Here is a 14844-nt window from a genome sequence, read left to right as displayed (position 1 = left end):
TTTTATCCTTCAAAAAAGGAAGCGATGCCTAAAAGGCATCGCTCTTATTTCGCATATTCTACGGCTCTTGTTTCCCTAATAACCGTTACTTTTATATGACCTGGATAATCGAGTTCTTCTTCGATTTTCTTCCTTATATCTCTTGCAAGACGGTGTGCTTCCAAATCATCAATTTGCTCCGGTTTAACCATAATGCGAATTTCACGACCCGCTTGAATAGCAAATGATTTTTCAACACCATCATATGACTCTGAGATTTCTTCGAGCTTTTCTAAACGTCGAATATAATTCTCAAGCGTTTCTCTTCTTGCCCCCGGTCTTGCAGCAGAAAGTGCATCAGCTGCAGCTACTAAAACAGCGATAATGGATGTTGGTTCCGTGTCACCATGATGGGAAGCGATACTATTAATGACAACTGGGTGTTCTTTATATTTCGTCGCTAGTTCAACCCCAATTTCCACATGGCTTCCTTCTACTTCATGGTCAATCGCTTTCCCAACGTCATGTAATAATCCTGCTCGGCGAGCTAATGTCTCATCTTGACCTAATTCCGCAGCAAGCATACCGGACAACTGTGCTACTTCCATCGAGTGTTTCAATACATTTTGACCGTAGCTCGTACGGAATTTTAGGCGACCTAATATTTTGATCAAGTCAGGATGTAAACCATGGACACCAACTTCGAATGTCGTTTGCTCTCCAATTTCTCGAATATGCTCATCCACTTCTCGTCTGGCCTTGTCCACCATTTCCTCGATTCGAGCTGGATGAATTCTTCCATCCTGTACAAGTTTATCAAGTGCAAGACGAGCAGTTTCTCGTCGGATAGGATCAAATCCTGAAAGAATAACGGCTTCTGGTGTATCATCGATAATCAAATCAATACCTGTCAACGTTTCAAGTGTACGGATATTACGCCCTTCACGACCGATAATACGACCTTTCATTTCGTCGTTTGGCAAGTTAACAACTGACACCGTTGTTTCAGCTACATGGTCCGCAGCACATCTTTGAATCGCTAATGATAAGATTTCTTTCGCACGCTTATCCGCTTCTTCCTTCGCCCTTGATTCACTCTCTTTTACCATGATGGCAATATCATGTGCAACCTCTTGTTCAGTACGATCTAAAATGATGGATTTAGCTTCCTCACGAGTTAACCCGGAGATTCTTTCCAGTTCAGTTTGCTGAGACTGTACCATTTTGTCCACTTTGCTTTCCATCTCTTCAATATGCTGTTGTCTTTTGCCAAGAGAGTCGTCTCTTTTTTCCAAAACCGCTTCACGCTTATCTAGCGTTTCATCTTTTCGGTCTAGATTCTCTTCTTTTTGCAATAAACGATTTTCTTGTTTTTGCAGTTCATTCCTACGTTCACGAATTTCACGTTCCGCCTCTGTGCGAAGCTTATGATTCTCATCCTTCGCTTCAAGTAATGCCTCTTTCTTTAGAGCTTCTGCTTCACGTTTTGCATCTTCTAAGATTTGATCAGCAGCTCCTCGGGCACCAGCGATTTTTGCTTCCGTAACGGATTTTCGAAAGAAATAGCCAACAAAAGCAGCAACGATTAGGCCAAGCAAAATGGAGATGATATAACCTAGTTCCATCATTTCACCTCCTCTTGCTATAAACTTTTTTGTTACGTTTTTAAAGTGTTGGCATGTATACCGTTTTAACAATATACTGCACTTAAGCTTTTCAACGCTTTCATTCTTCTTATTGTTTGCAAATAATACAGTTATTTGGAAGCATTCTCCATTGTTTGCAACAGAGATATCTTCTGAAAAGGTTATTTCTACCTTCCCTTAACAAATATGCAAATTAACATATAAAAAATGTAAATTATACAGTTTTAATTGTAAAGCCGCAGAATTTCATTGTCAAGTACTTGAAGGTAGAGTATAAGTCCACAATGCCTGTTATTATGTATAATCACGAGCTCAAGAAGATGACGATTTTCACCGCATGATTTTTCTATACAAAAAGAGATATTCAACTATATTTATAAGTTGTGAATATCTCTTTTCGAAGTAACAAGAGTTACAGTAGTCTGTACTCTGCTTTCTCTCAATTAATCGATTAGTTCGAATTCCTCTTGTTCATCATCGCTGTTAGAAGATTTATCTACGTCTAAACCATAGTACTCCCGGATTTTCTCTTGAATTTGCAAACGAATTTCCGTATTCTCTTTAAGGAATTGCTTTGCATTTTCTCTTCCTTGACCTAAACGTTCATCATTATAGGAGTACCAAGAACCACTTTTTTGTACAATATCAATCTCTGATCCGAGATCAATAATTTCCCCTTCTTTTGATACACCTTCACCATACATGATATCAACTTCCGCTACTCTAAAAGGCGGAGCTACTTTATTTTTTACAATTTTAATTTTTGTTTTATTACCGACAATCTCATTGCCTTGCTTCAAAGCTTCTGCTCTACGCACTTCTAAACGTACCGTTGAGTAGAATTTTAATGCACGACCACCTGGTGTTGTTTCAGGGTTACCGAACATAACGCCTACTTTTTCACGAATTTGGTTAATGAAGATCGCAATCGTTTTGGATTTATTAATCGCACCAGATAGTTTCCTTAGTGCCTGCGACATTAATCTTGCTTGAAGACCGACGTGAGAATCTCCCATTTCCCCTTCAATTTCTGCCTTTGGTACTAAAGCAGCTACAGAGTCAATAACTAAAATATCAACGGCACCACTTCTAACTAAAGCTTCAGCTATTTCAAGGGCTTGTTCCCCTGTATCTGGTTGTGATAAAAGAAGCTCATCAATATTTACCCCAAGGTTTTGAGCATATACAGGGTCAAGTGCATGCTCTGCATCGATAAATGCTGCTTGTCCACCTGCTGCTTGTACTTCAGCAATGGCGTGCAGAGCAACAGTTGTTTTACCCGAACTTTCAGGCCCGTAAATTTCGATGATACGTCCTCTCGGATATCCACCTACTCCTAAAGCGGTATCTAGAGCTAATGAACCACTTGGAATAGTGGATATTTTACGCTCTGCTTGTTCTCCTAACTTCATAATCGAGCCTTTACCAAACTGCTTTTCTATTTGTTTCAACGCCATATCTAAGGCTGCTTGACGATCGCTCATGCTATTTCCTCCTTTAAATTTCGATTATCTATGATAAATTTATCATTAGGTCTTTCGATTTCATATTTATACTATAGCTTTTTTTTATGACTTTGTCGAGGAAAAAATCGAACATCCATTCGTTTTTTTTATCGGTTGGTTTTTTTGGAAAAATGATCGTTTTGCCAGATAGAAATCCATTAATCAAACCTCTTTCTCAGTATAAACTTCAAATTTCTTTTAATCTCCGACTATTCCTTTAGCTATATTGGCACCCTAGCCGATCATAACAAGCATCTATTGCTTCTTTAGAAGTGAGAAATCCGAACAACGTTAATCATTGTCCGGATTTCTTCAACTACTTACTTCCTTCAGTATCTAAAACGCCTCACTACGCCAAGGATTTCAATAGAAAATAGGCGCCATAAAGAGATGACCTCTTTCTGATTGATGTGCGGGAACCACCAAGGTTGAGCTTCTCAGCTCTTGCTTCACCATCGTGATAAATCCCTATATAAACGGTACCGACTGGATTGCCTTCTAATTCATCAGGTCCGGCAACACCCGTAAAGCTTACACCAATGTCACTTTCCATTAACTTGGCGACATTTTCCGCAAGTTCCTTTGCACATGTAGCACTGACAACACCTTCATTTTTAATTGTCTCTAGCTTTACATTGAGTACTTTAGCTTTTACTTCATTTGTATAACAAACGACGCCACCATTTATTAGCCCACCAGCTCCAGGAATCGATGTAAATGTTTCTTGAAACATGCCCCCAGTTAAACTTTCCGCAGCAGACAGGGTTAATTTCTTTTCCTGCATTCTTTTTGAGAGCTCTTTAAAGAGCGACGTATCATCATAACCGTAAAAATAGTCTCCTACTACTGCCATAATTTCTTTCTCTTTTTCTTCCAAAAGTGTTAAAGCAGTATCAAGATTATGATGTTTGGCTGTCAACCTCAATGTAACTTCATGATCTCCCGCTAACGGCGCAATCGTCGGGTTTGTTTGGTTATCAAGTATATCTTCTATTTCCGCCTCTAGCATTGCTTCACCAATGCCAAAGAATCTAAGGACACGCGACGAGATAACTGCTTCTTCTACTGATTGTGATTTTATTGCAGAAAATCCGTATTTCAAAAACATCGGTTCCATTTCTTTTGGTGGCCCAGGTAAAAGCATATATTGCTTATTTTCCGTCTGATAAAACATACCAGGTGCCATACCGTAATCATTAGGAAGTACTTTCGCACCAGAAAGAACTAAGGCTTGCTTACGATTATTTTCAGTCATCGGTCGATTCGTCCGTTTAAAATATTCTTCAATAGACGCCAGTGCTGTATCATCCATTACGAGATTTGTTTGCAAATGCTTAGCAATGGTTTCTTTTGTTAAATCGTCTTTTGTCGGACCAAGCCCACCAGTGAAGATAATGAGTTCAGCTCTATTTTCAGCAATTTTTATAGCAGACTCTAACCGCCCCGCATTGTCTCCGACGACCGTATGATAAAAAACATTCACACCAAGGTCAGCTAACTGCTGTGATAAAAATTTGGCGTTCGTATTGTTAATTTGTCCTAATAACAACTCAGAGCCAACGGCAATAATTTCAGCATTCATGATGACCACTCTCCTATTATTTTGAATTGGTAAAGGCATGTTTGTTTTTAATAAAATAATCAACGCCAGACCAAACAGTAAACACCATGCTCACCCATAGAGCAAATGTCGCAAAGTCAAATGGAATCAATGCGAAGATTGTATTATGCAGCAATAACGCAGATACAGCTATAATTTGCGTCCAAGTTTTAATCTTACCTAACATATTCGCTGCAACTACCTCACCACCACCTGCTAAAATCAGGCGAAGACCAGTTATTGCAAACTCCCTACTAATAATAATAATCACAATCCAAGCGGGAGCCATCCCTAATTCTACAAGGATGATTAATGCACTGGAAACTAATAACTTATCTGCTAAAGGGTCTAAAAATTTCCCTAAATTGGTTACTAATTGATATTTTCTCGCTACATATCCATCAATCCAATCTGTAACGGAAGCGAATATAAAAATAAGCGCGCCAACAAAATGAGCAATTGGGAGCGTCACACCGATAAAATTCATGTCTCCCCATGAGAAAGGGTTGTACATAATAATAATGAAAATCGGTATTAACAAAATCCTTGAAATCGTTATCTTATTTGGTAAATTCATAAGTTCCCTCCGGTAATTATGTAATTCTTCCCTTGGTGGGATGATCATATTTTATCAAAAAAAAGTCATAAAGCCTAAATTTGCGATACAATGTTAGGATTTATTTATATTTCCCACCTCAGGGGGCTAAACACGAAAATAGTCATCAATGGTTGATGACTATTCGCCAAGCGATGTAAAACGGATTGTAATGTTTTGGTTTACATACTCTGATGGTGAGACTTCATATTCGAGTCTCTCATCATTGATTTTAATTTCAGTAGCAGTTGTATTTCCAATGATTACTTGTACTTCTTTTTGATCTGTTAAATCTAACTCTTTTTCAACGCCTTCTTCCATTGTTTCTTCATAGAAGGTTTCATTATCAGCACTAGCCACTCTTACCCAGCTTTTACCTTCTGCTAATAAAGATAGTGTAAACGTATCCGTATTTTTCAATTCATATACAGTGTTTTTACCCGAGGATTCTTGTACACTTAACTCTTGAACTGGTTTCTCCTCTTCTTCTGCATTTTCATCTGCTGCATCGTCTTTTTCTTCCTCAGGAGCAGCATCTTCATTTTGTTTCTCATCTTTAGGCATATTATTTTCAACAATTGCACCTGGATTATTATTGTCTTCATTTGATTGCTTATCACTATTAGACACGTTATTTTCAACAAAATAATAAATGACAGCAATAACACCAATGATAAAGACAATAATTAAAACTTTTGGTAAAAGATCTAAAAACTTCGAAGTTGAAGGAGAGATATTCTTACTTGTTTGCACACGTGAAAGTTTCTCTGGAATATCTTCATTGGATGTTGCTGGAATTTCACTTTTATACTCATCTAACAGCTCTTCATGATTTAAGCCCACTGCCTCTGCATATTGCTTAATGAAAGCACGCACATAAAATTTACCCGGCATTATACGGTAATTACCTTCTTCTATGCCGATTAAATATCTTTTCTGTATTTTTGTAACTGTCTGTAACTCATCAAGAGACATCCCTTTTTGTAAACGTGCTTCTTTCAAACGACTACCTAATTCTGTCAAAACTAACACCTTCCAACATTACTAAAAATCAAAACCTCCGAAGCCTGTATCGGAGAACATATTATGATTGTTACGTTCGACTACATCATAGACGATATCTTCATCATGGTCGTGACGAAGCTCGATAATATAATCAAAATCATCCAAAGTATATTCTGAATTTTGCACAAAAACATCAGGATGTTCAATTACTTTAATAGCTGGGAGTCTCATTATCTCTCTCACAAGCTGCCAATGACGTTCATTTGCTCTTTTTGTCGAAACAATCCCATCAATGATAAATAAATTATCATCGCTATACTCATCTTCAATTAATTGATTGCGAATCGTTTGTTTAAGCAACGTTGACGAAACAAACAGCCATCGTTTATTCGCACAAACACTTGATGCCACAATAGATTCTGTTTTCCCAACCCTAGGCATGCCACGAATACCAATTAATTTATGGCCTTCCTTCTTAAATAATTCTGCCATAAAATCTACTAAAAGACCGAGCTCATCTCTGACAAATCGAAAAGTCTTCTTATCATCTGCGTCTCTCTGTATGTATCTCCCATGTCTCACAGCCAGCCGATCGCGAAGCTTTGGCTCTCTTAGTTTAATGAGCTTAATCGTATCCATCGTCTTTAATATTGATTCCAATCGAACGATTTGGTCATCATCTTTAGCAAGGATCAACATTCCACGCCTACCTTGATCAACTCCATTAATCGTAATAATGTTGATGGAAAGCATCCCTAACAATGATGAAATATCTCCGAGTAATCCAGGTCTGTTTTTTTGGATTTCATATTCGAAATACCATTCTTTTTTCTCCACCTAAAACACTCCTTATTCGCCTACAGTTCCAGATATTCTTATTACACAATATTAATTTATTTTTAATTAAATCTAGGTTCTATAATATATGATTTTCCACTAATATGAAAGGAAAATCCTTTTCGTTCGTAAAAATATATGTAAAATAAGAAAAAAGCAATTAAAGGCATATACACCTTCATTGCTTTTCCCATACCCGCTAATTATTTTTGTACTAATTTCACAACTAAATTAGCAATCGCATGTTGTTCTTCCTCACTTGCGACAGACCAAAGATCAGCAAGAATTTTCTCTTGGTCGTTTTTCGGCTCTACTGAACCAGCAAGATAATCTCCAATTTGATAAGCAATTTCACTTACCGTAGATTGATTCATCCCTTGATCTTGACCTTGTTCTAAACGCTCACCTAAAAAATCTTTCCATTGTTGCCAATTATCTAGTACAGACATTTGTATTTCCTCCTCGTTATAGACATTTGCCTCAACAGGTAGATGGTGCAAATGCAAAATATTAGAACGTACAATATTATCATGCAACGAGGAGAAATAAATTATTCATTCTTTATGTATACCAGCCACCATTGACACTTATGGTTTGACCAGTTATATAAGAAGAGGCGTCAGATAGTAAAAATGCACAAGCATGAGCTACTTCACTTGGATGACCGAACCGACCGATAGGAATATCATTCTTAATATCTTCCATTTCCATTACGTTAAAAGAGGACATCATCTTTGACTCAATGGCACCTGGAGCAATTGCATTTACCCGTATGCCACTATAGGCTACTTCTTTACTCAATGCCTTCACAAAGCTAATCTGTGCCCCTTTAACAGCTGAATAGACAGTTTCACAGGCAGAGCCTGTTTGTCCCCATATCGAAGAAATAAACTGTATATTTCCTCTTTGTTTTGTTACAAGTTTTGGCATTAATGCTCTCGTTAATAAAATCGGGTTTAAGACGTGTACGTTCATTAAATGTTGGACATCAGCATCTGTCATATCAGTTAATAGACCATAATAAGCATGACCGCTGCAATGAATGATCGCATCAAGTGAAAAAATGTTTTTAACAATTTTTTGATATCCTTCAGTTGAGGTTAAATCAGCAGAAATAGCAATATATTCACCGCCATAAGTATTCAAAGCAGCCATTAACTGATCAATACGAGACTGATTTTTGTTGTAATGCAAATAAAGGGAATAACCTTCTTTCGCTAATAACTGCGCAATTGCTTCGCCAATATCTCCACTAGCTCCCGTTATTAATACAAATTTCTTCATTTTTTTCCTCCAAAAAACAAATACATAAATCAAGCTAGCCCACCTAAAACGGGGCTAGCATTGTTTATTTTGGTAAAACTTGGCACACAGACATTCTTTCTTCCGAAATTAATTCTTTTGCCGCTTCATTAATATCATCCAACGTTAACTTTTCAAGAAAAGGAACAATTTGAAAGAGGTCCATATCATTGAATGAGTAACGAGTAAATTGATTGGCTATATATTCAGGAGAGTTAAGCGCCCTTAAAAACCCACCAATCTTCTTCTTGATTGAGCGTTGAAGTGCCGCTTCATCCCAATTTGCACCATTCGTAGACTGCAATAAAATCTCTTTCACTTTTTCAGCAAGTTTATTTGGGTCACTTGTATCTCCGCCAATCATAGCAAAGCCAAACCCAGATTCTTGGGAGTAATCGTAAGAGAAAGTATCATCGATTAAACCTTCTCGATAGAGATCATTGTAATGTTGCCCACTTTTTCCAAATAACAAGTCTAACATAATATTTAGGCTTAGTTCTTTTTTAAGCATCTCCGCTCCTTGCTGGCTGGCGTCGTTTGTTTTAATGCCCACCATACATTTCGGTGTTTGCACATTCATTCTTAATGTACTTATCGTTTCAGCAACCGTTTGCGGCTCTTGATCAAAGATTCTATCAATTGCAGGCTGCTCGCTATAACTTTTATTAGCCTGATTTTCCCTTACTTGAGCAATTATAGCTTCTGGGTCAACTGGACCCACTACAAAAAGCAACATATTACTTGGGTGATAAAAAGTATGATAACATTCATACAGCATATCCTTTGTAATGTGAGAAATACTTTCAATCGTTCCCGCGATATCGATTTTCACAGGGTGATGATGATATAGGTTTGCTATTAGACCATAATATAGACGCCAGTCAGGATTATCATCATACATTGTAATCTCTTGTCCGATAATGCCTTTCTCTTTTTCTACCGTTTCCTTAGTAAAATAAGGGTCTTGGACAAAGTCAATCAATGTAGTTAAATTCTCTTGAACGTTTGAAGTACTTGAAAAAAGATAGGCCGTGCGAGTAAATGAAGTAAATGCATTGGCAGATGCACCTTGGCGACTAAATTGTTGAAACACATCTCCATCTTCTTTTTCAAACATTTTATGCTCTAAGAAATGGGCGATACCGTCTGGTACTTTAACTGGTTCATTTTTATCAAGCGGAACAAAGTGATTATCGATCGATCCGTATTTTGTCGTAAATGTTGCAAAAGTCTTATTAAAACCATTTTTCGGTAGGACATAGACATCTAACCCATTGGCCATTTTTTCATAATAGAGTTTTTCTTGAAGCTGATCAAATGCGATTTGTTCCATTATTTTTGCACCTCTTTTCCATGAAGAAAGTAAATTGTATCAAGCTGAACTTTCTTAGCTACAGTTATAATGTCTTCCTTTGTAACTGCTTCCATTCCATTCATCCATTCAGTTAAGTCCATTTTTTGTTGAGAAACGATATTATGATAGAGCACTTCTGCGACACCTCTTGCCGTATCCATCGTTTCCAACATTTGGTTCTTAATAACCGCTTTTGTCTGCGTAATCTCTTCTTCTGTAAAGGCACCCTTCTGCATTTCCTCTAATTGTTCTTCAATAATAGAAGTTGCTTGCCCATAGCTGTTGTTGTCAATTCCAGACATCACCATCAATAGACCTTTGTGACTTTCCAAACGACTGGCGACATAATAGGCTAGAGAAGCTTTTTCTCTTACATTAATAAATAATTTTGAGTGGGAGAATCCGCCAAAAATTCCGTTAAATATTTGTAACGCACTATATTCAGGATCACCATAAGTGATACCAGTACGATAACCAATATTTAATTTCGCTTGTTTCACATCCTGCTCTTCCTTAATCGTTTCTGGCTCAATCAAATCGTTTGCTCTCGCCATTGAGGTTTCTTTAATAGATCGAGTTTTTAAAGGTAATAATTCACGAACATATTGTTCAACTTCATTCGTATCAATATCACCAATCATATATAAATCAAGCTCATCTTCAGCTAGAGCCTTTTCGTAATAATGATAAAGAGACGATTCTGTAATTAATGGTAAATCATCTAATTCACCGTGTACATGGAGCGCATAGGCTTCATCTTTACACATTTCTTGTACAAGACGTAAATTAGCATATCTCATTTTATCATCATTAACTGCTTGTATCCGCTGCTTTAATGTTCTTTTCTCACTTTCAACCACCTCTCGGTCAAAAGCTCCATTATTGGATAATGGATGGAGTAAAAGCTCTGAAAGTAATTCAAAAGCTTTTCTAAGTAATGGGGTCTGATCAGATAGAAATTTTTCATTTGCCATTTCAATAGTCATAGAAATAATGTGGTACTCCCCTTTTTTTGAGAGGTCCACATATAAGGAAGCGCCATAAAGCTCATCTAAGTATGCCCTCAACTTAGCCGTGGTAGGATATGCAGCGCTACTACTTTCTAACACATGCGGTAATAAAGCCCTTAGTGTGACAGTATCTTTACTTAAAGGCGCTTTCATTTTCCAAACAATCGTATTTGTTTTATATTTATCTGTTTTAATTTGATGGAGCTTAACACCATCAATTTCTTTAACTGTTTCTGTTGTAATATTCATTAATAAACCTCCTTATTCCTTTTTACCTTAAAACATACTATTTGAATCGCACTTCTTCCTATTTTGTCATCTTTTTAGTATATGTATGAAAAGAAAACAATATTTTCTATTATATACGTTAATAACCATCCTATGCTAATCTTGCAGACATCTATAGGAGAAAATAAGTAAAATAAAAGTCTCAGGGCCAATCTCCCGAGACTTTACTTATTATCTATTTCCTTTAATATACGGTACCCCAGAAGCTTTTGGCGCATCTGCTCTACCTATAAATCCAGTGAGTGCTATAATCGTTAATACATATGGTGCAACAAGTAGATAGACATTTGGGATATTCTCTAATAGCGGTAAGCTAGAACCAATAATACTCAAACTTTGGGCAAAGCCAAAGAATATCGCTGCACCCATTGCTCCTAAGGGATGCCATTTCCCAAATATCATTGCAGCTAATGCCATAAATCCTTGTCCACTAATTGTCGCATGACCAAAATCAGAAGAGATCGCTTGGGCATATACACCACCACCTATACCACCTAGCGCTCCCGAAAGTAATACGCCATAATAGCGCATTTTTGTCACATTAATCCCCATAGTATCTGCGGCCATCGGATGTTCGCCAACAGACCGTAATCTGAGACCGAATTTTGTCTTATAAATGACATACCAAGCAACCACAGCGAAAATGATTGCTACAAACGAAGTGTAATACGTATTAGAAAAGAATATCGGGCCAATAAACGGGATATCACTTAAAAGCGGGATATCTATTTTACTGAAGCTCTCTTGAATGATATCTGTTTGCCCTTTATCATAAATAAATTTTACTAGAAATAAGGTAACTCCTACTGCTAACAGATTGATTGCGACACCAGAAACAGTTTGATCCGCTCTAAAAGTGATGGATGCTACCGCATGAATAGCTGAAAAAATGACTCCAGCAAGCATGGCTACTAATAGCGAAACCCACGGGGTCGATGCCCCTAATACATCGGCAAACGATAAATTGAAGACAATTGCTGTAAAAGCACCTATTACCATTAATCCTTCTAATCCAATATTAATTACACCTGAACGTTCTGAGAAAGTTCCACCTAACGCGGTGAAAATAAGGGGTGCTGCCCAAAGTAAAGTAGTTGGCACAATAATCATTAATATTTCCATGATACCCACTTACTTCACCCCCTTCTTATTAATCTTTCTTATGAGTAATCGAATCATATAACTTGAAGCCACAAAGAAAACAATTAAAGCAATAATAATATCAACCAACTCGTTCGGAACGCCTGCTTCTAGTGGCATATTAAGGGCACCAACCTTCAAGCTCCCGAAAAGAATCGCCGCCAAAACAATGCCTATCGGTGAATTAGCACCTAATAAAGCTACAGCGATACCATCAAAGCCGACTCCAGTAAATCCACTTTTCACAGCGGCATATCCGAAAGTCCCAAGCCCCTCCATTGCACCAGCTAAACCAGCAAAAACTCCAGATATCACCATGGAAAGAATAATATTCTTTTTAACATTCATGCCTGCATAATTTGAAGCATGTTGATTTAAGCCAACAGCCTTCAACTCAAATCCTCTCGTTGTTTTCTCCAAAATAAACCACATAATAATAACAGCAATAATGGCAATAACAATTCCCCAGTGCATACGAGAGTAATCTGTTAAAGATTCTAATAAAGGTGAACGAAGACTTGCTGTTTCAGCAATTGGGTCCGAACTATCACTACCTTCTGACAATTTTGTTCGAATAATATAGTTCGTAATATGAAGTGCAGTATAATTCAACATAATTGTGACAATAACTTCATGAACACGATATTGTGCTTTTAAGAAACCAGGTATAAATGCCCAAATCGCCCCCGCTAAAGCAGCAGCTAGCACAGCTAAAGGTAAATGAATGATCTTCGGTAGTTCAAAAGCTACACCTACCCAAACAGCAGCTAACCAACCAACAATTAATTGCCCTTCAACTCCGATGTTAAAAAGGCCTGTTTTAAAAGCAAATGCAACTGCAAGGCCAGCTAATATATAGGGGATGATTTGTCTAACGGTTTCACCGAAAAAATAAACATCACCAAATGCACCATTCCACAGAGCTATAAACCCTGCAATAGCATCATAACCTGTTACAATCATTAATATAGTCCCGACAATGATACCAAGAAGCACGGCAATGATTGGTATTAATATGTTTTGCATACGGTTAGACATTTCCATCACCTACCTTTTTCTTCGTTGAACCAGCCATTAATAAGCCCAACTCTTGCTCTGTCGTTTCCTTGGGATCAACTATTGCAATGATTTCCCCTTCAAAAATAACAGCAATACGGTCACTCACATTCATGATTTCGTCCATTTCAAAAGAAACTAACAGCACGGCTTTACCTTGATCTCTTTGGTCAATTAACTTGCGATGGATGAATTCAATTGCACCCACGTCAAGCCCCCTAGTCGGTTGTGAGGCAATTAATAAATCTGGATTACGATCTACTTCTCTGCCGATAATCGCTTTTTGCTGATTACCTCCAGAAAGAGCGCGAGCTGGTGTATATTCACTTGGTGTTCGTACATCATATTCTTCTATTAATCTATTTGCTTGGTCATAAATCGCTTTCTTATTCATCAAACCTGTTTTCGAATAAGGCTGTTGGTAATAGGTTTGTAGCACCATATTTTCACCAATTGTAAAATCTAATACTAAGCCATGTTTATGGCGATCTTGCGGGATATGTCCAATACCTGATTCAGTTACTTTTCTTGTATTTAATTTAGTAATTTCTTTATTGTTTAACAGAATTGACCCTTTTTCTACTTTTCTTAATCCTGCAATTGCTTCTACCAATTCTGTTTGTCCATTACCATCTACACCTGCAATACCGACAATTTCCCCTTTTCTGACTGTTAAGTTTAAATTGTCTACAACTGCGATATTGCGAGAATCTTTTACTGTAAGCGATTGTATTTCTAATGACGCTTCTTTCGGCATAGCTTCTGTTTTTTCAGTTTTAAACGTCACTTCCCTACCAACCATTAAACTAGCTAATTCATCGGGATTTGTTTCAGATACATTTAGCGTTCCGATTCCCTCACCTTTGCGAATAACCGTTACTCGGTCACATACTTCCATAATTTCTTTTAGTTTATGAGTAATCAGAATGATAGATTTACCCTCTTTAATCAGCTTACCCATTATTTGAATAAGCTCTGCAATCTCCTGTGGTGTTAGCACTGCAGTAGGTTCATCGAATATTAGGATATCTGCTCCTCGATAAAGTGTTTTTAGAATCTCAACACGCTGTTGCATTCCTACAGAAATATCTGCAATTTTTGCTTTTGGATCTACCGATAAACCATATTTTTGTGAAATGTCGCTAACTACTTTTTCCGCTTCTTTTAAATCAATTTTACCTTTTGATGTGATCTCTTTCCCTAAAATAATATTTTCTGTTACTGTAAATTTATCAACTAACATGAAATGTTGATGAACCATCCCAATACCCAACTCATTCGCGACATTTGGATTGGTGATTTTTTCAATGTTTCCCCTGACTTTAATCTCCCCTTTTTCAGGTTGATAAAGACCGAATAAAACATTCATTAACGTTGATTTTCCTGCACCATTTTCTCCGAGGAGCGCATGAATTTCTCCTGGTTTAACTTGAAGTGTGATATTATTATTCGCTACAATACCCGGAAACTCTTTACGAATATTGAGCATTTCAATAACATATTCCACCCTCTCCACTCCTTACCCTT

At 37.3% G+C, this 14844-nt stretch carries 13 protein-coding genes; all 13 read right to left on the bottom strand.

Annotated elements, in window-relative coordinates:
- Positions 1 to 44: 44 nt before the first annotated feature.
- The 13 genes from rny to MKX78_RS10415 all read right to left on the bottom strand — a co-directional run bounded on the left by rny (position 45) and on the right by MKX78_RS10415 (position 14824).
- On the bottom strand, positions 45 to 1604 hold the full coding sequence (gene rny / locus MKX78_RS10475) for a ribonuclease Y (RefSeq protein ID WP_095369460.1): 1560 nt from the start codon (positions 1602 to 1604) through the stop codon (positions 45 to 47).
- 464 nt (positions 1605 to 2068) lie between these two features.
- Positions 2069 to 3109 carry a recombinase RecA gene (gene recA, locus MKX78_RS10470; protein WP_095369461.1) on the bottom strand — a complete coding sequence of 347 codons (1041 nt, stop codon included), beginning with the start codon at positions 3107 to 3109 and terminating at the stop codon, positions 2069 to 2071.
- A 370-nt stretch (positions 3110 to 3479) separates the two neighbouring features.
- Positions 3480 to 4712: a competence/damage-inducible protein A gene (locus MKX78_RS10465; RefSeq protein ID WP_307314351.1), complete on the bottom strand. Its 1233-nt coding sequence runs from the start codon at positions 4710 to 4712 to the stop codon at positions 3480 to 3482.
- Between the two features lie 16 nt (positions 4713 to 4728).
- Positions 4729 to 5307: a CDP-diacylglycerol--glycerol-3-phosphate 3-phosphatidyltransferase gene (gene pgsA, locus MKX78_RS10460; RefSeq protein ID WP_095369463.1), complete on the bottom strand. Its 579-nt coding sequence runs from the start codon at positions 5305 to 5307 to the stop codon at positions 4729 to 4731.
- A gap of 159 nt (positions 5308 to 5466) precedes the next feature.
- Positions 5467 to 6357, bottom strand: a complete 891-nt coding sequence (locus tag MKX78_RS10455) for a helix-turn-helix domain-containing protein (protein WP_095369464.1) — start codon at positions 6355 to 6357, stop codon at positions 5467 to 5469.
- Between the two features lie 12 nt (positions 6358 to 6369).
- Positions 6370 to 7167, bottom strand: coding sequence for a DUF3388 domain-containing protein (locus MKX78_RS10450; RefSeq protein ID WP_095369465.1), 798 nt, complete (start codon positions 7165 to 7167; stop codon positions 6370 to 6372).
- 203 nt (positions 7168 to 7370) lie between these two features.
- Positions 7371 to 7616, bottom strand: a complete 246-nt coding sequence (locus MKX78_RS10445; RefSeq protein ID WP_095369466.1) for a DUF3243 domain-containing protein — start codon at positions 7614 to 7616, stop codon at positions 7371 to 7373.
- Positions 7617 to 7728: 112 nt separating this feature from the next.
- Complete coding sequence (ymfI, locus tag MKX78_RS10440; RefSeq protein WP_341050771.1) at positions 7729 to 8451, bottom strand: elongation factor P 5-aminopentanone reductase; 723 nt, start codon at positions 8449 to 8451, stop codon at positions 7729 to 7731.
- 64 nt (positions 8452 to 8515) lie between these two features.
- Positions 8516 to 9802, bottom strand: a complete 1287-nt coding sequence (gene yfmH, locus MKX78_RS10435) for an EF-P 5-aminopentanol modification-associated protein YfmH (protein WP_341050769.1) — start codon at positions 9800 to 9802, stop codon at positions 8516 to 8518.
- A complete protein-coding gene (gene yfmF, locus MKX78_RS10430) occupies positions 9802 to 11082 on the bottom strand; it encodes an EF-P 5-aminopentanol modification-associated protein YfmF (protein ID WP_307314356.1) in 1281 nt (426 codons plus the stop codon). The genes yfmH and yfmF overlap by 1 nt, the downstream gene beginning before the upstream one ends.
- Before the next feature lie 210 nt (positions 11083 to 11292).
- Positions 11293 to 12252, bottom strand: a complete 960-nt coding sequence (locus MKX78_RS10425) for an ABC transporter permease (protein WP_095369469.1) — start codon at positions 12250 to 12252, stop codon at positions 11293 to 11295.
- A complete protein-coding gene (locus MKX78_RS10420; RefSeq protein WP_095369470.1) occupies positions 12253 to 13299 on the bottom strand; it encodes an ABC transporter permease in 1047 nt (348 codons plus the stop codon).
- Positions 13292 to 14824: an ABC transporter ATP-binding protein gene (locus MKX78_RS10415; RefSeq protein ID WP_307314359.1), complete on the bottom strand. Its 1533-nt coding sequence runs from the start codon at positions 14822 to 14824 to the stop codon at positions 13292 to 13294. Before MKX78_RS10415 ends, MKX78_RS10420 begins: the two co-directional genes overlap by 8 nt.
- Positions 14825 to 14844: the final 20 nt, after the last annotated feature.

Origin of the sequence: Cytobacillus sp. FSL R5-0569 (assembly GCF_038007265.1) — a bacterium.
GTDB classification, from domain to species: Bacteria; Bacillota; Bacilli; order Bacillales; family Cytobacillaceae; genus Cytobacillus; species Cytobacillus kochii.
This window is presented reverse-complemented; position numbering and strand designations above follow the sequence as displayed.

Excerpts from the sequence above, each read along its gene's own strand:
- pgsA (WP_095369463.1), bottom strand. The coding sequence starts at position 5,307 with ATGAATTTACCAAATAAGATAACGATTTCAAGGATTTTGTTAATACCG.
- MKX78_RS10420 (WP_095369470.1), bottom strand. The coding sequence starts at position 13,299 with ATGTCTAACCGTATGCAAAACATATTAATACCAATCATTGCCGTGCTT.
- MKX78_RS10465 (WP_307314351.1), bottom strand. The coding sequence starts at position 4,712 with ATGAATGCTGAAATTATTGCCGTTGGCTCTGAGTTGTTATTAGGACAA.
- ymfI (WP_341050771.1), bottom strand. The coding sequence starts at position 8,451 with ATGAAGAAATTTGTATTAATAACGGGAGCTAGTGGAGATATTGGCGAA.
- yfmF (WP_307314356.1), bottom strand. The coding sequence starts at position 11,082 with ATGAATATTACAACAGAAACAGTTAAAGAAATTGATGGTGTTAAGCTC.
- yfmH (WP_341050769.1), bottom strand. The coding sequence starts at position 9,802 with ATGGAACAAATCGCATTTGATCAGCTTCAAGAAAAACTCTATTATGAA.
- rny (WP_095369460.1), bottom strand. The coding sequence starts at position 1,604 with ATGGAACTAGGTTATATCATCTCCATTTTGCTTGGCCTAATCGTTGCT.
- recA (WP_095369461.1), bottom strand. The coding sequence starts at position 3,109 with ATGAGCGATCGTCAAGCAGCCTTAGATATGGCGTTGAAACAAATAGAA.
- MKX78_RS10445 (WP_095369466.1), bottom strand. The coding sequence starts at position 7,616 with ATGTCTGTACTAGATAATTGGCAACAATGGAAAGATTTTTTAGGTGAG.